The sequence below is a fragment of the Maritimibacter alkaliphilus HTCC2654 genome (genome assembly GCF_000152805.1).
Taxonomy (GTDB): Bacteria; Pseudomonadota; Alphaproteobacteria; order Rhodobacterales; family Rhodobacteraceae; genus Maritimibacter; species Maritimibacter alkaliphilus.
Map to the genome: position 1 here is coordinate 3515677 of NZ_CH902578.1, position 17831 is coordinate 3533507.

General features: G+C 64.9%; 17 protein-coding genes and 1 tRNA gene. 8 read left to right on the plus strand and 10 right to left on the minus strand.

Translation table 11 applies throughout. The features are described from left to right. Positions 1-204: 204 nt before the first annotated feature. From pgeF to lgt, 3 genes are read right to left on the minus strand one after another with little or no spacing between them, the layout of a single operon-like run. The gene (gene pgeF, locus RB2654_RS18290; RefSeq protein WP_008334591.1) at positions 205-963 is read right to left on the minus strand and encodes a peptidoglycan editing factor PgeF; all 759 of its coding nucleotides are present in this window, start codon (positions 961-963) and stop codon (positions 205-207) included. Then, positions 960-2018, minus strand: a complete 1059-nt coding sequence (locus RB2654_RS18295; RefSeq protein WP_008334592.1) for a class I SAM-dependent methyltransferase — start codon at positions 2016-2018, stop codon at positions 960-962. The genes pgeF and RB2654_RS18295 overlap by 4 nt, the downstream gene beginning before the upstream one ends. Next, positions 2015-2905: a prolipoprotein diacylglyceryl transferase gene (gene lgt / locus RB2654_RS18300; protein ID WP_008334593.1), complete on the minus strand. Its 891-nt coding sequence runs from the start codon at positions 2903-2905 to the stop codon at positions 2015-2017. Before lgt ends, RB2654_RS18295 begins: the two co-directional genes overlap by 4 nt. Positions 2906-3042: 137 nt before the next feature. Here lgt and RB2654_RS18305 point away from each other — a divergent pair, with 137 nt between their 5' ends. Beyond that, on the plus strand, positions 3043-3309 hold the full coding sequence (locus RB2654_RS18305) for an accessory factor UbiK family protein (RefSeq protein WP_040885244.1): 267 nt from the start codon (positions 3043-3045) through the stop codon (positions 3307-3309). A gap of 95 nt (positions 3310-3404) precedes the next feature. After that, positions 3405-3776 (plus strand): CAP domain-containing protein, encoded by a 372-nt coding sequence (locus tag RB2654_RS18310; protein ID WP_008334599.1) that lies wholly within the window; start codon positions 3405-3407, stop codon positions 3774-3776. An 83-nt stretch (positions 3777-3859) separates the two neighbouring features. Here RB2654_RS18310 and RB2654_RS18315 read toward each other — a convergent pair whose 3' ends face one another. Further along, positions 3860-4666: an SseB family protein gene (locus tag RB2654_RS18315; RefSeq protein ID WP_008334603.1), complete on the minus strand. Its 807-nt coding sequence runs from the start codon at positions 4664-4666 to the stop codon at positions 3860-3862. After that, entirely contained in the window at positions 4663-5256 is a 594-nt protein-coding gene (locus RB2654_RS18320) for a uracil-DNA glycosylase family protein (RefSeq protein ID WP_008334605.1), read from the minus strand. The genes RB2654_RS18315 and RB2654_RS18320 overlap by 4 nt, the downstream gene beginning before the upstream one ends. Positions 5257-5446: 190 nt before the next feature. Here RB2654_RS18320 and RB2654_RS18325 point away from each other — a divergent pair, with 190 nt between their 5' ends. From RB2654_RS18325 to RB2654_RS18350, 6 genes are all read left to right on the plus strand, one after another. Then, positions 5447-6523, plus strand: a complete 1077-nt coding sequence (locus RB2654_RS18325) for a Hint domain-containing protein (RefSeq protein WP_008334607.1) — start codon at positions 5447-5449, stop codon at positions 6521-6523. 75 nt (positions 6524-6598) lie between these two features. Next, positions 6599-7897: a Na+/H+ antiporter NhaA gene (locus RB2654_RS18330; protein WP_008334612.1), complete on the plus strand. Its 1299-nt coding sequence runs from the start codon at positions 6599-6601 to the stop codon at positions 7895-7897. A gap of 195 nt (positions 7898-8092) precedes the next feature. Beyond that, positions 8093-8752 carry an ABC transporter ATP-binding protein gene (locus RB2654_RS18335; RefSeq protein ID WP_008334614.1) on the plus strand — a complete coding sequence of 220 codons (660 nt, stop codon included), beginning with the start codon at positions 8093-8095 and terminating at the stop codon, positions 8750-8752. After that, positions 8730-10529, plus strand: coding sequence for a KpsE/RkpR family capsule polysaccharide export protein (locus RB2654_RS18340; RefSeq protein WP_040885246.1), 1800 nt, complete (start codon positions 8730-8732; stop codon positions 10527-10529). The genes RB2654_RS18335 and RB2654_RS18340 overlap by 23 nt, the downstream gene beginning before the upstream one ends. A 130-nt stretch (positions 10530-10659) precedes the next feature. Beyond that, entirely contained in the window at positions 10660-11973 is a 1314-nt protein-coding gene (locus RB2654_RS18345; RefSeq protein ID WP_008334621.1) for a mechanosensitive ion channel family protein, read from the plus strand. Positions 11974-12037: 64 nt separating this feature from the next. Continuing rightward, positions 12038-12112: transfer RNA gene (locus tag RB2654_RS18350), tRNA-Gln, on the plus strand. Positions 12113-12638: 526 nt separating this feature from the next. On the opposite strand, the gene RB2654_RS18355 is transcribed toward RB2654_RS18350, so the two are convergent. From RB2654_RS18355 to RB2654_RS18375, 5 genes are read right to left on the minus strand one after another with little or no spacing between them, the layout of a single operon-like run. Next, the gene (locus RB2654_RS18355) at positions 12639-13394 is read right to left on the minus strand and encodes an SDR family NAD(P)-dependent oxidoreductase (RefSeq protein ID WP_008334623.1); all 756 of its coding nucleotides are present in this window, start codon (positions 13392-13394) and stop codon (positions 12639-12641) included. Beyond that, entirely contained in the window at positions 13391-14254 is an 864-nt protein-coding gene (locus tag RB2654_RS18360) for a TIM barrel protein (RefSeq protein ID WP_008334626.1), read from the minus strand. Before RB2654_RS18360 ends, RB2654_RS18355 begins: the two co-directional genes overlap by 4 nt. Further along, on the minus strand, positions 14251-15402 hold the full coding sequence (locus tag RB2654_RS18365; RefSeq protein ID WP_008334632.1) for an alpha-hydroxy acid oxidase: 1152 nt from the start codon (positions 15400-15402) through the stop codon (positions 14251-14253). Before RB2654_RS18365 ends, RB2654_RS18360 begins: the two co-directional genes overlap by 4 nt. Next, entirely contained in the window at positions 15402-16379 is a 978-nt protein-coding gene (locus RB2654_RS18370) for a 2-hydroxyacid dehydrogenase (RefSeq protein WP_040885248.1), read from the minus strand. The genes RB2654_RS18365 and RB2654_RS18370 overlap by 1 nt, the downstream gene beginning before the upstream one ends. Continuing rightward, positions 16376-17692, minus strand: coding sequence for a Rieske 2Fe-2S domain-containing protein (locus tag RB2654_RS18375; RefSeq protein WP_040885842.1), 1317 nt, complete (start codon positions 17690-17692; stop codon positions 16376-16378). Before RB2654_RS18375 ends, RB2654_RS18370 begins: the two co-directional genes overlap by 4 nt. Positions 17693-17831 lie beyond the last annotated feature (139 nt).

Here is a 17831-nt window from a genome sequence, read left to right on the forward strand (position 1 = left end):
TTGGCGGTTTCGACAATCGACTTGATCCAGCGTTGCTTCGACATATTCGGCCTCTCGTCTCTCGCGGGGTCGGCACCCCGGCGTGTTTCGTTTCGTTGAGACCATGAAGCGCCTGAAATTGGGCGAGTCTGGGGCAGGTTCGGGGAAAGATACGGCCCGTTTGGGGGCCATTTTGGAAACAATCGCGCCAGACTGTTTCGACTGTCAGAGGCGGATCGCGGAAATCAGGCGGCCATAGTCGGCCTCGTTCCGGTGAACCGACCGGCGATAGGAATAGAAACGGGCCGGGTCGGCATAGGTGCAATGCCGGGTCCATTCGGCGTGGCCCACGCCGGCCTCGCGCAAGCGGTGCAGGCCGAAGGCGGGCAGGTCGAACTGCACGCGGTCGCCCGCGCCGCCCGCGAAGAAGCGGCCGTTTTCCGGGTCTTCGTCCATGAAACGCTCCATGAACTCCGGCCCGACCTCGTAGTTCGGCTGGCTGATGGTGGGGCCGATGACGGCATGGATGTTCTCGCGCGTGGCCCCCAGTGCGACCATCGCATCGACGGTCGCCTCCAGCACGCCTTCGATGGCGCCGCGCCAACCGGCATGTGCGGCACCCACGACGCCAGCCTCGCGATCCGCGAACAGCACGGGTTCGCAATCGGCGGTGAGCACCGTCAGCACGATGCCGGGGGTGTTCGTCACCAGCCCATCCGCCTTGGGCCTGTCGCCGGTCTGCGGTTCCGTCACGGTCACGACGTCGGGGGAGTGGACCTGATGAACGCCCGCGATGTCCACGGGTTCCGCCCCCATGGCCGCCGCCATGCGCGCGCGGTTCATCGCCACGGCGTCGGCCTGATCGTCGGACCCGCCGCCGCAGTTCAGCCCGGCATAGACGCCCGACGACGCGCCGCCCTTGCGGGTGAAGAACCCGTGGCGGATACCGTCCAATGCGCTTGCGGTGATGATTTCGAGGTTCATGTCTCGAGCCCCGGCAACATGGCTGCCCCTTCCGGCACGAATGCGAGTGTCTTGAACAGGGTTCCCATTTCATCGGGGTGCGTCAAGCGGCGATGCGCGGCGACGTGGCGGGTGAGCGGTTCTCCCTCCAGCCGGGCGGCAAGGGCTTGGGCGCGCGCCGTGATGCCGAGCCGTTCCAGAAAGACCCCCTGTGGCGTGAGGCGGGAATGGGTGAGGCGGGTGGCGGCCAGCGCCAGTGCCTCGAAATCCACATGCGCGGTCAGGTCCGCCGCGCCGGGATTGGCGAGCGGATCGGCGGCTTCGTGCTTGGCGACGGCCTGAAGCGTGTCGCCGAGCGAATGCCAGTCGCCATAGTCGATGACGAGGGCGGCACCGCCCTGCGCGGCGATACGCCGGTCGATTTCCGCCATGACGGCATCGGCTGCGGGGCGCAGTTCGACGAGGTCGCCCGGTTGTGCGTCGGTCCACCGGTCGAGTGGTGCATGAGCGGTCGGACCACCGAGGCCGAAAGTGAGCGCACCGTCTTTCAGCCCCACCTGCCGCTCGCGCCAGTCGTCCGCGTCGCGCTGGAACTGGCGCACGGGCAGGGCGTCGAAGAATTCGTTGGCGACGAGGAAAAGGGGGCCGTCCGGCGCATCCTCCAAACTGTCCACCCAAGTGACGCCATAGCCCGTGAGCGTCGCCTGCTGGCGTTCGCGCAAACGGGGCGAGGCTTCGACGAGCACGATCCGCGCGGCGTCGTGAAACCCCGGCACGCCCCGCGTGGCGCGCAGGATGTCGGCCATGAGGGTGCCGCGACCGGGGCCAAGCTCGGCCAGAACGAAAGGGGCGGGCGATCCCTGATCCATCCAGCCTTGTGCCAGACACAGCCCGACCAGTTCCCCGAACATCTGCGAAATCTCGGGGGCCGTGGTGAAATCGCCCGCCGAGCCGAAAGGGTCGCGCGTCGTGTAATAGCCGTGCTCGGGATCGAGCAGGCATTCGGCCATGAAATCGGCCACGCTCATCGGTCCGGTGCCTTCGATCCGGGCGCGGAGTTTGTCGGCGAGGCTCACGTCCGGCTGCGGCGGGCCGCCCAGATCAGGGTGGCGATGCCGACGAGGATCATGGGGGTGGACAGAAGCTGGCCCATCGTGATGCCGAAGGACGGCGAACCGATGACGTAACCCATCGGATTGTCCAGCGTGATGAACTGCGCGTCCGCCTGCCGGAAGAATTCGACGATGAACCGGGCAAGGCCGTAGCCCAGAAAGAACAGGCCCGCGAGCATGGCGGGGCGTTTCAGCCAGCCGCGTTTGAAGGCAAGGTACAAAAGAACCGTGCCAAGGATCACGCCTTCGAGAAGCGCCTCGTAAAGCTGCGAGGGATGGCGGGCACAGACCTTGCCCGCCGTGGCGCAGGCCTGTGCGGCGGGGCCGGGGAAGACCACGCCCCAAGGCGCATCGGTCGGGCGGCCCCAAAGCTCGCCGTTGACGAAATTCGCGATCCGCACGAGGGCGAGGGCCGGGGGCGTGGCGATGGCCAGAAGATCGGCGACGGAGGCGGTGACCAGACCGTGCTTGCGCGAAAACAGGATCACGCCGACGACCACACCAAGAAACCCGCCGTGGAACGCCATGCCGCCCTGCCAGATCTTGAAGATGTCGAGCGGGTTCTGGAGGTAGTATCCGGGTTGGTAGAACAGCACGAATCCAAGCCGTCCGCCAAGGATGATACCCGCGACCATCCACGTCACGAGCTCTTCGAGCTGGGCGCGCGTCATGGCGGGGTTTTCGTCACGCCACAGCGGCGGGCGCGAGATCGCCATGCGGATGATCCACCACCCGATCCCGATGCCGACGATATAGCCCAGCGCATACCAGCGAATCGCGAAATGCAGTCCGAACAGGTCGAATGCGAACGCCTCTGGCGACAGGTTCGGAAATTGGATTGCAGCCCACATGGCCGTTTGGTGCGCCGCTCGCGCGGCAGTGTCAACCTGTCACGCTCTGTTGAGAATCGCGGCCATCTTGCCCATATAGTGAACAAGCACCGGCCCAAGGGCGTTCATTCATGAGGGCCGGGCAACAGGAGATCGAAATGCAGACGCGAAACAAGGTGCTGGACGACCTGTCTCAGCTCATGACCAATGCAATGGGCGTGGCGCAGGGGGCGCGGACCGAAGCCGAGACGGCGATGAAAAGCTGGATGGACCGCTGGCTCGCCGACCGGGATTTCGTGACGCGCGAGGAATTCGACGCGGTGCGCGCGATGGCGCAGAAAGCCCGCGAGGAGAACGAAGCCCTGAAGGCCCGCATCGAAGCGATGGAAGCGGGGGCTGCAAAAAAGCCCGCGGCGAAAGAGTGATGCCTTACGTCACGGCCCTGGTTGCGGCCGTGGCGATCAGTCTTTCGGCAACGGTCGCTTCTGCCTGTAACCTTCCCCCCAATGCGGCGAGCCTTATGGCCGACGCCGGATCGCAGATGAATTCCGTGCGATCCGCGAACGGGCGCGCGACCCTGAGACGGGATGCGCGGCTGGACCGGGCGGCCCAGCGCCACGCCTGCTGGATGTCCACGAACGGCACGTTTTCGCATCAGGGCGGCGGCAACTCGAGCCCGAGCGACCGGATCGCAGCGACCGGGTATCCCGCGCGCATGACCTCCGAGAATATCGCGCAGGGCCAGTCGTCCGGGTCCGAACTCATGTCGGACTGGATGATGTCGCAGGGCCACCGCGAGAACATCCTGCGCCGCGCCGCACAGGATTACGGCGTCGGCGTCGCGCTTCTGAGCGGTCGCGTGGTCTGGGTCATGCTCTACGCCGCGCAGTAGCCGGCGTTTCACGAAACCCGCATTCGTGAGGCATACTCTGTGGCTTTGTGTGCCTTTGCTTGGCTTATTTCGATCCCGAGCGTCTATTTCAGGATCGGGGGCTTCGACGGGTCGGACCCCGGAGCCTTGCGTTCCACGGGTTCGGGCGCTTCGGGTTCCGGCATGTCGAAGCGCAGGCCGACGCGCGCCAGCCGTTTGGCGACCGGATCGCTTGTATCGAAGAACGCGACGTCCAGCCGCTGATCGGCCCCGGAAAACGTCATCGCCTCCTGCGCGGCGCGGGCCAGCGGTTCGTGTGCATCCGGGTCGGCGTCGATGAACGCCAGAACCAGCCCCTGACTGTCATCGTCATACACCGCGCGGGCGAGCGTCGCGTGGTCGCAGAACCGGCCCGCCGCGGCAAGCTTGCCCTGTAGCCCGGTGATGAGCCGGTCGGTCAGACCCGTGGGCGGTTCGAGCGCGCGGACCTGGCTTTCCACCTCTTCCGGCGCGGGGCCAAGTGTCTGGGCGAGCCAGTCGACGGCGGCGGCCGGGATCAGGATGGAGGAGGGCGCGGCGCCGAGGTTGACGCCCAGACCGATGCCAGATCCCGCGATCATCGCCGCGACGACGCGACCGGGCAGGGCGGCGTAGGGCGCCGGTCCTTCCGAGAACGTGGACAGCCGATCCTCCCGGTCGAACACCAGCACGTAGCGGTCGGGCGGCTCGCCCTCGGCCGCTTCCAGTTCGAAAATCTCAGGGTTCACCGAGTCGCCCCGCGATTCTTCCTTGAGCAGCAGGAACAGTTCGTCATCCGCCAGACGCTCGTAAAACCCGAGCCGGGCGGCGTCGTCATCGAGGTCGGCCTGCATCGCCGCATGGGCGATATCGAGCGGTGTCTCTTCGGTCATGGGTTCAACGCCTCCGCCACACGGGTTCTGAGGACCGGAAGAAGATCGGCCTCGAACCACGGGTTTTTCCTGAGCCACCCGGTATTGCGCCAAGACGGATGAGGCAAGGGCAGTATGTCCGGCAGATGGTCACGCCAGCCGCGCACCGTGTCGGTCAGGCTGGCGCGCGTGCCAAGATAGCGGCGCTGGGCATAGGCCCCGACAAGCAGCGTCAGGGTCGGTGCAAGCGTGGCGTCGACCGCGTCGTGCCATGTTTCGGCGCAGACCCGAGGTGGGGGAAGGTCCGACCCACGCGCGTCGTAGCCGGGAAAGCAGAACGCCATCGGCGTGATCGCGATGCGTGCGCGGTCATAGAAGGTGTCGCGGTCCACGCCCATCCAGTCGCGCAGCCGGTCGCCGGACGGGTCATTGAACGGAATCCCGCTTTCGTGAACCCGCAGTCCCGGCGCCTGTCCGATCACGCGCAGGCGCGCGGACGGGTCGAACCACGCCACGGGGCGCGGCTCATGCCCGGTCGCCGTCGCGCGAAATGCGGCGGCGCAAATGCGGCATTTCCTGATCTGATCCGCGAGGGGGTCGGTGCCTTGCATAACAGGAGGTTAAGCGTGACGAGCCGCGTCAACAATACGCCGGACACGCACAGAACTTTTCACGAATTGTCCACCGTCGTGCCCCAATTCGGTCCCTAAGGGCAGGATATCCATAGTGCGTGCCGTCCCGACGGGGTCGGAATTCGTACGAGTCTTTGGGATCGGTTTACCCCCAGGATTTGAGGGCAAAATGTCAACGAGCAGGCTGAGCGCCTATTACATCGGCACCTATGCCGATCTGGACCTCGCGGAAGGCGACACGGTTGCAAAGACCGCCGGTCGGCTCGTGGGGTTTCGGCTTGGCGATGCCCAGCACCCGGCGCATTCCCGCGAAAACACGTTGATCCTGACCGATTGCGGCGCGGATCGCGCGGACACCCTGACCTGGGGTGGACGCAGCGCCGACATGCTGGCTTCGCTCCACGTGTCGGTGAAGCTGACCTATACGGATCGCAAGACCGATACGACGTGGATGATCGTGTTGCAGGACGATGCGGGGCGCGTGTTCCTGACACCGTTCGCGGACGGGTCCGAGTTCTCCGAAGCCTTCGTCGAGAAGCCGATCCAGACCATCGAAATCGAGACGATCACGGGTGAACATTACCGCGCGGCGGTCAAGAAACTAGCCGATCAGGGTTACGTCTGTTTCGGCTCGGACACGCGGATCGAAACGCCTGACGGACTGCGCAAGGTCGTGCGCCTGAAGCCCGGCGATCTCGTGAACACTGTCGATCACGGCCCGCAGCCGATCCGCTGGGTCGCGATGCGCCGTCTGGGGCCGCTGGAACTGCGCGCCAATCCGGCGATCCGCCCGATCCGGGTCAAGAAGGGCGCGCTGGGCCACGGCTTGCCGGAGCGCGACGTGCTGCTTTCGCCGCAACACCGGGTTCTGGTGCGCTCGCGCCTTGCCATGCGGATGTTTGGGACGACCGAGGTGCTGGTGGCGGTGAAATCGCTTCTGGGCCTGCCCGGTTTCGAGGTGGCCGAAGATGTGGGCGGCGTCATCTACGTCCACCTCCTGTTCGACGATCACGAGGTCATCATGGCCGATGGCGCACCGATGGAGAGCCTGTTTCTGGGGACCGGCGCGCGGGAAGCGGTCGGGCAGGAGGCGCTGGAGGAAATCCGCGCGATCATGCCCGAACTGGTCGATATGATGGTCGCCGGGAACGGCAGCCCGGCCCGCCCGCTGACCGACAGCGACCGGGCCGCCGAGATGGGGCAGATCCACCGGCAAAGCGATGTCGCGCTGATCGCGGGGTTCTGAGGCGACATCGGGCGGCATTGAGCCTGACCTGACGTTTCGCTACACGGGCTGAAACCCTGTGGAGACGTCGCGCGCATGTATCGGGTCTGGAACTTCATCGCCAATTACTCGGTCCTGCTCGTCGGCGGCGCGTTGATCGCGCTCGTCTGGGCGAACCTCGACACCGAAAGTTACCGCCATTTCATCCACTATCCGCTGTGGTTCAACGGCTGGATCGGTCTCGACCTGCATGCATGGGACGCGGCTTTCGGGCCCGAAGCGGGACGGTTCGAAACCGGCGATGTCGAGAGCGTGCTGACCGTTCAGACGCTCGTGAACGATCTGCTGATGGCGTTTTTCTTCGCTTTCGCGGGCAAGGAGGTGTGGGAGGCGCTGATCCTGAAACGCGGTGCCCTGCGGGGTCGCAAGGCCGCCACGCCCCTGATCGCGACCCTTGGCGGGATGCTTGGACCGATTGTCGTCTTTCTCTCGCTGGCTTCCCTCATGGGGTCCGACATCTATGACGCGGTGGCCCGTGGCTGGGCGGTTCCGACCGCTTCGGACATCGCGTTTTCCTATATCGTCGGGCGGGTCGTGTTCGGGGCCGGGCACCCGGCGCTCAGGTTCCTGCTGCTTCTGGCCATCGCCGACGATGCGGGCGGGCTCGTCATCCTCGCCCTGTTCTACCCGCCGGGCGACTTCGCGCCGGAATGGCTTGCCGTGTCCCTGTTCGCTTCGGTCTTCGTCTATCTGGCCTTCAACCTGATCCCGCGCCGGATGGATCGGGGCGACCAGACGCGGGCGCGGTCGACATGGGTGCGCCTGAACCTCAAATGGTATCCCTACGCCATTGCCGGGATCGTCAGCCTGCTCGCCTTCACGCAGTCGGGCCTTCACCCCGCGCTCGGGCTGCTGCCCGTCATTCCGGCCATTCCCCATGCCGACCGGGCCTTCGGTATCTTCGCCGAGGCCGAAACGCATCTGCACGACATCCTAAACCAGATCGAACATGCGCTACAGATCCCGGTCGAATTGATCCTGTTCCTGTTTGGGCTGGTGAACGCCGGGGTGGCGTTTGCCGCCTTGGCCGAGCCGACATGGCTGGTTCTGGGCGGGCTGGTCATCGGCAAGCCCGTCGGCATTTTCCTGTTCGGGCTTGTCGCGGCGCGGCTCTTGCGGCTCGGCTTGCCAGAAGGAATGCGCGTGGCCGATCTTTTCATCGTCGGTATCGTCGCCGCGATGGGGTTCACGGTGGCGCTGTTCTTCGCGGCAGCGGCCTTCGACCCCGGTCCGGTGCAGGACGCGGCCAAGATCGGCGCCTTCTTCAGTCTGGGGGCCGCGATCCTTGCCATTGCACTGGGTAAATTGTTGCGGGTCGAGAAACGCCGGGCCTGAATCGGGCGCGTCGTGTACGATCCGGACCAAAGATCACCGGGTATTGTGCCGTTTTCCGGCCCAATTCCGAGACAAAGCGTTGTATTGAAGGCGTTTGATCCGACATAATGACGCCAGATTGGCCTAATATAGCGTATCCTTAACGCGGCCCGGACTACACCGGGCCCTGGGGCAGCAGCAGTCACCGGGGTTCGAATGATCGAATTCGACAATGTATCCAAGTCCTTCTGGACCGGAAAACAGCGCAAGGTCATCCTCGACCATGCGTCGTTCCGGGTGGAGCTTGGCAACTCGCTTGGGATTCTCGCGCCCAACGGCACCGGCAAGACGACGATCATTCAGATGATGGCGGGGCTGGAGAAGCCGGACGAGGGCGAAGTGCGCCGCACCAGCCGCGTGTCGTTCCCGCTCGGGTTCATGGGCGGCGTTGTGCCCAAGCTGTCGGCCAAGGAGAACGCGCGCTACATCGCGCGGCTCTACGGGCTGGACCCCGACTATATCGAGGCGTTCACGCGCTGGCTGTGCGGGCTTGAGGAATATTACGACTTTCCGCTCGGCACCTATTCGTCGGGCATGAAGGCCCGGTTCACGTTTTCGCTGCTTCTGGCGCTCGAGTTCGACATCTACCTGATCGACGAGGGGATGCCGCAGACGACGGATGCCGAGTTCAACCGCAAGGCGGGGGACGTGCTCAGGCAACGCCTGGAAAATTCGACCGTCGTGGTGGTGAGCCATCAGGCGCAGACACTTGAGAAATTCTGCCGTTCGGCGGCGGTGCTGCACAACGGGCAGCTTTTTATGTTCGATACCTTGGAAGAGGCGAAGCAACTGTATGACTACTCCACCCAAGGCTAAGAAATTCCGCATCCGCCGCCCCGGCACGGACGCCCCGCGTGAGGCTTCCCCCGAAGCGCAGCCGAACGCGCAGGGCGCGCAGCAACCGCCGCGCGCACAGGCGCAGACGCTTCGCCCCGCCGGCCAGCAACCACAGCGCCCGGCCACACCGCAGGGTCAGCGCCCGCCGCAGGGCGGACAGCCGCAGCCGCGCCAACCGCGCCAGTTGAACGCGATGGAAGAGGCGGCGCTGTCACCGCAGGAGGATGGCTTCGGCGGCGCGCCCTTCCCGGGGTCCGCCGCAGCCGACCGGGGTGGGCAGGCCGCGCCAACGCCATCGCGGCGCGAACCGCCCGAGGTCGAAATCGGACGCATCAAGCAAGAGGGCCTGACGGGCCGGCAACTGCGCATGGCGCGCCGCGTCGCCCAGAAACACGGGCTTCCGGCGACGTCGGACTATGACGCCGTGCGCCTGTTGCGCAAAGCCGGGATCGACCCGTTCCAGACCGCGAACATGCTGCAACTCGTCTCGTCGGAAGAGGGCGGGGCCAAGCCGCAGGCGCCCGAGGGCGGGGCGCGGGTGCAGCTTCCGCAGACGATCCAGCCGCAGCAGCAGCAATTGCCCTCGACGCAGGTGATGGATGCCGCCGATCGTGCGAAATCCATTCAGGAAATGCAGAACCAGATCGTGCGGCGGCGACGCAAGAAACTCTTGCTGCTCGCCACGCGACTGGCCGCGCTGGTGCTTCTGCCGACGCTCATCGCGGGTTGGTATTTCTATGTCGTGGCGACGCCCATGTACGCCACCAAGTCGGAATTCGTGATCCAGAAGGCCGAAAGCGGCGGCACGGCGATGTCGAGCCTGTTCGCAGGCTCCGGTCTGGCGACGTCGCAGGATTCGATCACGGTCCAGAGTTACCTGTCATCCCGCGACGCCATGCTGCGGCTGGACGAGGAATTGGGCTTCAAGGCCCATTTCTCGAACCCCGAGATCGACCCGATCCAGCGGCTCGACGCGGATGCCTCGAACGAGGAAGCCTACAAGACCTATACGCGCAACGTGAAGATCGGCTTCGATCCGACCGAGGGCATCGTGAAGATGGAAGTGATCGCGGCCGATCCGGCGTTCTCGCGCCAGATGTCCGAGGCGCTGATCCGCTATGCCGAACAACGGGTCGACAACCTGACAAGCCGTCTGCGCGACGACCAGATGGCGGGCGCGCGCGAAAGCTATGAAGAGGCCGAACAGGCGATGCTCGACGCGCAGGCCGAGGTTCTGCGACTTCAGGAAAGTATGGGCATTTTCGATGCCACCTCGGACGCGACCTCGATCATGGGTCAGGTGAACACCTTCGAGACGCAGTTGCAGCAGAAGCGGCTTCAGCTTCAGCAGCTTCTGGACAACCCGCGCCCCAACCAGGCACGGGTCGAGGGCGTTCGGGGCGATATCGCGCGGCTGGAACAACTCGTCGCCGACCTGCGGGCGCGGCTGACGGAAGACGGTCAGCAGGGCGGTGACAGCCTTGCCTCGGTGTCCGGCCAGTTGACCATCGCGCAGACGAACCTCCAGACGCGGACCGCGCTGATGCAGCAGGCGCTGCAACAGCTCGAAACCGCCCGGATCGAAGCGAACAAACAGACGCGCTATCTGGAAATGGGCGTGCATCCCGTGGCCCCGGACCGCGCGACCTATCCGCGTGCGTTCGAGAACACGCTGCTTGCCTTCCTCGTCTTTGCGGGCATCTACCTGATGATCTCGATCACCGCGGCAATCCTGCGCGAGCAGGTCACGAGCTGACCTGACGGGCACGCCGAGTTCGGAACGGGCGCCCGTTTTCATGTCCGGGTGCGGGCAAAAGCCCCGGTTTCGGGGGTTCCCAAAAGTCGATGCCGCCGGATACTCTGGGAAAAAATTCCCGGGGACGGACATGATATTTCTAAGACTTCTGGCGCTTATCCTGTGCCTCGCCACGCCCGTGCTCGCACAAGAGGGCACGATCACCTCGGGCAACGGCACGAACGCCGAACAGGGTCAGGCCGACGCGGCCATGGCCACGCGCATCCGGGACATCCTGCACGAACTCGACGGGTACGAGGACGTCACCGTCACCGTCAAATCCGGCATCGTCACGCTCCGCGGCACGACGCTCGACCTCGCCCAGTCCGAGGCGCTCGTCGGGCTTATCGGTCGGGTCGAAGGGGTCGTGGCGATCGAGAACGAGGTGACGATCTCGACCGACGTGCGGCGGCGGCTGATGCCGATGGTCGAACGTTTTCAGCTCAGGTTCTGGCAGGGCATCGCGTTCCTGCCGCTTGTCGGGATCGCACTCTTCGCTTTCGGGATCGTGGTCTGGATCGGGTTCTTCATTGCGCGGCGCAAACAGCCGTGGGACCGGATCGCCCCGAATGCCTTCATCGCCGACATCCTGCGCGCCGTCATAAGGATCGCCGCGATCATCGCCGCGATCGTGGTGGCGCTGGATATTCTGGGCGCCACCGCTCTCCTGTCCACGATCCTAGGCGCGGCGGGGATCATCGGTCTGGCCATCGGTTTCGCGGTCCGTGACACGGTCGAGAACTTCATCGCCTCGGTGCTTCTGTCCGTGCGCCAGCCGTTCGCGCCGAACGATGCGGTGAAGATCGACGGGCATGAGGGCAAGGTGATCCGCCTGACCTCCCGCGCCACGATCATCCTGTCGTTCGACGGCAACCACATCCGCATCCCGAACGCGACGGTCTTCAAGTCGACGGTCATCAACTACACCCGCAATCCCGAACGCCGCTTCGACTTCGACATCGGGGTGGGCTACGGCACCGATCTCGCGGCGGCCAAGCTGCTGGCCGAAGAGACGGTGAAGGGTTTGCCCTTCGTTCTGACCACGCCGTCGGTCTCGTCCTGGACGACCGAACTCGGCGGATCGGACGTGGGCATGAAGGTGACAGGCTGGATCGACCAGCGCGAAACCGGGCTTCTCGCGGCGCGGTCCGAGGCGATCCGTCAGGTTCTGATCGCCTTCGAGGAAGCGGGAATCGAGATGCCGGAACCGACCTATCGCCTGTTGATGAACGAGGCCGGCACTGCGGAACCAGCCCCCGCGCCAGCCAAGCCGAATGTCGCCGAAGTCAGCCATGACGTGATGAACGTCGAGGCCACGACGGAACACGAACTCGAGGATATCGTTGACGCCGAGCGCGATACCGAGCGGCAGGATCTGCTTCGTCAGGACGCAACCAAGGAATGAACCGACAGCCCGGATTTTTTGGCTTGCAGCCCACCAGCCGTTTGAGTAGGAACACGCGCACCGTTGGGGTGTAGCCAAGTGGTAAGGCAGCGGTTTTTGGTACCGTGTATCGTAGGTTCGAATCCTACCACCCCAGCCACGCTTTCCTGCATTGCGAGCCTCTACGCGCTATCTCTGGTATTCCTATGATTTCGCTCTGTGGGACTGCCGGTGAGACGGACTGTCTTTCCGATCAAGGCTACCCAATCACCAATGGCGCCGACCGAGGAATTTGCCTCTAGGCAAATCGAGAGTTTGGCGAGCGGTCATCGAACGCCCAAATCAGTCCCTGCCGGTGCCTTCTGACATCGCAAGAGATCTTCCGGCTCGTGCAAATTCTTGATGTCGTTTGCCCGCTTTCGCACCGAGACGTCGGTGACTTGCGATGAAAGTGGAAGTGTGGAGCGATCAAAATGACTGGGAAGACTTGGCGCCTCGTCGAAGTGTTGGCGACGTTGGACCGAGAAAGTAGTAAGAGCTAAATCCTCCGACTGCGCCGTGGCGGTCTGTCAAGCGTCCAAGACGGACAAATCGTACATGTGGCGACGAACAATGCGCCTGAAATTTTCTCTCAAGTTTTTCCCGAAGTCAGCGCACATCTTGATGCGAGACCGCTGGCGATGCGCCTAGTGGTAAACTGATCCCCCGTCTGCCGCGATCACCTGCCCGGTGACAAACGAAGCGTCGTCACTGGCGAGAAACAAGCCCACGCGAGACACGTCTTCCGGTTGGGCGTCGCGTTTAAGAGCGCGGGTGTCGCGGGCGATGCCTCGATAAACACCGTCGAAAGCGGTGTTTTCGAGGTTGCTCTGCGTCAACGTGTAGCCCGGTGATACCGCGTTCACGGTGATGTCGTCGGCGCCGAATTCGTTCGCGAGGGATCGGGTCATAGTGATCACCGCGCCTTTTGACGCGGTATAAGCGCAGAGGTTTGGCGCGCCTTTGAAAGCGGTCCCCGAGACGACGTTGACGATCCGGCCATAACGCCGCGCCCGCATGTGCGGTGAAACTGCCTGACAACATAGAAGAACGCTCAGCGTGTTTACGTCGATCATCCGGCGGAATTCTTCGACCGAGACCTCTTCGAACGGCTTCAGCACCATGCCGCGCGAAATCGCGGCGTTGTTGATCAGGATGTCGACCTGACCGAAGGTTTCGATCGTGCGGGCGACCATGGCTTCGACAGCAGCTTTGTCCGAGACGTCGGTTGTGGTGGCGATGGCTTGCGCGCCCGCGGCACGGGCGGCTTCGGCCCCGGCGTCCGCATCCAGAATGTCGGCGGAGACGATATTCGCGCCGCTCTGTGCCAGCCGGGTCGCCATGTCGAGACCCAGCCCGGTGCCTGCGCCGGTCACGATGGCGGTTTTACCTTCGAAGTTCATGTTCCTGTCCTTTTGGCTTGCGTGAGTTCGGCGTCGATGGCGTGGAGCCAGTCGATGCCGGCCCGTTCGCTTTGCGCGGACGGGTCCGCCCAGAGGTGTTCGAGTTCCACGAGACCCGCGAACCCCCGCGCGGCAAGCGCGTCCAGCACCGGGCGGATGCGGGGGTCTGCCCCCGGCTCGCACCGCCCCGGTTGCCCGGCGATCTGGACCGGGCCGATGATGTCCGCGTCGCGGGTGAGCGGGGTCAAAAGGTCGCCGTCCGTCGCGATCAGGTGCCCGGTGTCGTAGATCAACCGCACGGCGGGATGGCCGATCCGGCGAACCACGCGGGCGGCCTGCGCAAAGCTCGTGAAAAGCTGGCCGGGGATCGCTGCCGGGTCCACAACCTCGACATTCAGCGTCAGACCAGCGGCCGCCGCGCGATCTGCGAGGGTCGAAAGGCGTGCGGCGAATGCGTCCTCCGCCGCGTCCTGACCAAGCGCGGTCGTCCCGGCGGGCACGATTGCCAGGTCTCGCGCCCCGATCCGGGCCGCGTCGGCGAAGGCCTGATCGCAGGCGGCCTGCAAGACGCGTTCACCGGACGCGTCGCCCGGAAACCAAAGCGGCTGGCGCAGATCGGACAACCCGCCGATGCCTAGCGTTCCTGCGGCAAGGCCGGATGCAGTCAGCGCTTTGGCGATGCGTGCCTTGTCCCCCTCGGGCCGGGACGAAAACCACGGGTCTTGAATTCCCGCGAACCCTTCGGCAGCGGCAAAGGCGATCTGGTCGACCGGATCGCGCGACGGTGCGGCGTGGGCGAAAAGCGGCGTGTCGAAGCCCCGAAACCCAAGGTGCGGGGCATAGCGCAGGGCAAAGCTCATAATGTTATTTCCGTCAGGTGGCTGGGGGTGAGCGCGGCAATTTCGCGTTCACCCAATAGCATCATCGCATTCGTCATTTCGTCCCGCAGAAGTTCGATCGCCTTGTCCACGCCCGCCTCGCCCGCGGCGGCAAGGCCATAGGCCCAGGCCCGACCGATCAGCACACCGGATGCGCCAAGCGCACGCGCTTTGAGGATATCGGTGCCGCGCCGAACTCCGCTGTCGAGCAGCACCTCCATGTCGTCGCCCGCCGTCGCGACCATGTCGGGCAATGCAGCGACGGCCGACAGCGATCCGTCCAACTGCCTGCCGCCGTGGTTCGAAACCGAAATGCCTTGCACACCGATCCGGCGCGCGGCCTCGACGTCATCGGGGTGTAAGAGCCCTTTGACGATCATCGGCCCGTCCCACGCTGCACGCACACGCGCCACGTCCTCCCACGTTGCTGAGGGGTCGAAGAGTGACGAGACGTGCTTAGCGATGCTCACGAAGCCGTCGGCGTGGGGGTTGCCCTCGAAATTGCCGAACCGGAACCGAGTGCGGGTCGACCGGGCAAGGAACGGCAGGCGGAGGGCGGTACCGGCAAGCGTCGCCAGACGCGGCCGGATTGGAACCGTAAAGGCGTTGCGCACATCGCGTTCGCGTCGCCCCGCGACGGGCAGGTCGAGTGTCAGAACCAGAACGCGGTAGCCCGCATCCTTGGCGCGGCGCACCAGCCCCATCATCCAGTCGCGATCCTTGAGGAAGTAGAGCTGGAACCAGTTCTCACCCTCCGGAACCGCGCGCGCGACGTCTTCGATGGACGCGATGGAGTTTGTGGACAGGCAGGCCGGAATGCCCGCGCGCGCGGCAGCACGGGCCGCCAGAACCTCGCCCTCGGGCCAGCACAGCCCGGCAAAGCCGATGGGACTAAGCGCAATGGGAAGTGCGGCGGGCCGGCCCGCCATCGTTGCCGACAGGTCGATCGTGGACACGTCACGACCAACACGCGGGCGAAACCCATAACGGTCGAAATCCGCGCGGTTGTGACGGGCGGTCGTCTCGTCGCCCGCCGCACCGTCGACGAAGTCGAACAGCGCGCGGGGCAGGGCGCACCGGGCGCGGCTGCGCAGGTCGTCGATGTTCGACACGGTGGACAGATCGGGCATCAGGCTGGCTCCGGCACAAGGTTTGGCGGCGTCTCGCCGCGCGCGAGTGCGATGAACCCGTCACGCAGGATCGCGCCCATTCGCACCCGCGTCTCGACGGTCGAACTTCCGATATGCGGCAGGAGGAACGCGTTTGGCAAATCCAGATAGCGCGCATCGAAGGTCGGCTCGCCCGCCATTACGTCCAGCCCGGCCCCTGCGATCTGCCCGCTGGACAGCGCCGCAATCAGTGCTTCGTCGTCCACAACCGTTCCCCGCGCGACGTTCACGATGTAGCTGCCGGGGCGCATGGCAGCGAGGATCCGCGCGTTCACCGCGCCCCCGGTCGCGGCATTGGCCGGACAGGCGATGACCAGCACGTCGCAAGTCTTCGCAAGGCCCTGAAGCGTCGGGTGATAGACCGCGCCGCGTTCATCTTTGGGCTTCAACCGCGACCGGTTGTGATAGGCGATGGTCATGCCCATGCCCGACAGCCGCGCGGCGATCTCACGCCCGATCCGACCCATGCCGAAGATCCCCGCCGTGCGACTCGCAAGCTCGTGGCCCAGAAGCTGACCGGGCGTCCACCCGGTCCATGCGCCCGACCGCACGAGCGAGATGCTCTCCGTCGCCCGCCGCATCGCGCCAAGCGTAAGGAAGACCGCGATTTCAGCGACCGAGGCCGACAGCACGTCGGGCGTCGACAAAAGCGCAATCCCGCGCTCGGCAAGGGCGGCGCGGTCGATGTGGTCGGTCCCGACCGAATAGGTGCCGACCGCCGCCAGACCCGCTGGGAGCCGGGCGATAGCCGCGCTGTCCAAAGGCGTCTCGACCGACAGGACCAGCCCATCCGCCGCATCTTTGGCCGTCACTTCGGACAGCGGCTTGGCGGTCAGGTCCAGCCCTTCGGCCAGCGCCGCCACCACCGGGTCCGGCAGCCTGCAACACAAAAGCACACGCGGGCGATCCAGCCCGCGCGCCGGTTCGCCTCCGGTCATTCCGCGGGCACGCCCGGCTTGCGGTTCGGCTGCGCTTTCTTGTGGCCGGGAACAAGGCTCCGCCATGGCTCGCCTGCGTCCACCACGCCCGATGTGCCGACGATCCCGCCGTAATCCACCGACGATCCAAGACCCGTCGGCTCGCGCCCCTCATCCACCTGTTTCGCGATGGTCAGAAGCGTGCGGTAGAGCCGCTGGATACCGATGTCTGCTGACGAAAGCCGCTCACCCGAACGGTCCCGTATGGGGCCGCTCGACACGACGACCGCGACATCCTCTTCGATCAGACCCGGCAGGCCCGAAAACGTCTTGCCCGCCCGCATCGCTGCGCGGTCCTGCCCGAAACGATTGTGATGCCCTGCCGTCGCAGGGGTGCCGAAGGTGCGGCGCGAAATGCCGTAACTGTCCAGATGGTGATCGGTCAGCCCCACGAATTCGAGCTGCTGAGAGCGCAGCGGTTCCTCGCCAATCGCCTTTTCGGTGTCCCAGAACACATGAATGAACAGCGACGTCGTGTCGTTGACCGGGACCATCAGCGTCGCAATATCGCCGTTCGGATTCAGCACGGTAAAGGGCGCTACGAAGGACGTGATCCGCACGTTGTGGCTGCCGTCGCTGTCGCCTTTGCGCAGGGCCGCATAATGAAACCCGAACTCGGTGTCCTCGGCGGCCAGTTCCGGGGCGAGGTCGTCGGCCATCTTGCCGACCTTGGAGGCGTAGTCGATCTGCACGTCGCCCGCACGCGACAGCCCGTCAGAGTGCAGGAAGCCAAGGTGAGTGGTGTCGAGAAGCCCCTCTGTCACCTGCACATAATTGCAGTCCTCGAAGTGGATCGTGGTCAGGAGGTGCGAGGCAGGCAGGTCCATCCACGGATACCGCTTGAACGCAGGCTTATCCTCGGGCGCGCCCATAAAGATCCAGACGATCCCGCCCGCCGCGACTGCAGGATAAGATTTGATCTTGAACCGCGTCTTGAACTCGGGGTCTTTGACGTTGGGGGTGTCGAGCACCGTGCCGTCATGCGCGAACTTCCAGCCGTGGTAGATGCAGCGCAGACCGCAGTCCTCATTGCGGCCCAAGGACAGCGACGCGCCCCGGTGGCAGCAGAACTCGTTCAGAATACCGATGTTGCCGTCCGTGTCGCGAAAGGCGACCAGCTTTTCGCCCATGATCTCGATTCGCACCGGGTCTCCGTCGCGCTCGCTCACCTCTGATTCGAGCAGCGCGGGCACCCAATAGCGACGCAGCGCCCGGCCCATTGGCGTGTCGGCCCCGGTCAAACACATACGCATATTGTCGTCGTGTGAAAGCATGATTTCCTCCCGTTTGCTCATTATCTTCCATGGAAGATGATAGGGATGTCAAGCGCGCAGAACGCGCGGATCGCTTTGGCTAGCATCCCGACGCAGCGGTGGCAGGGGGAGTTGACGGAGCTTCCCGATGATGTTTATC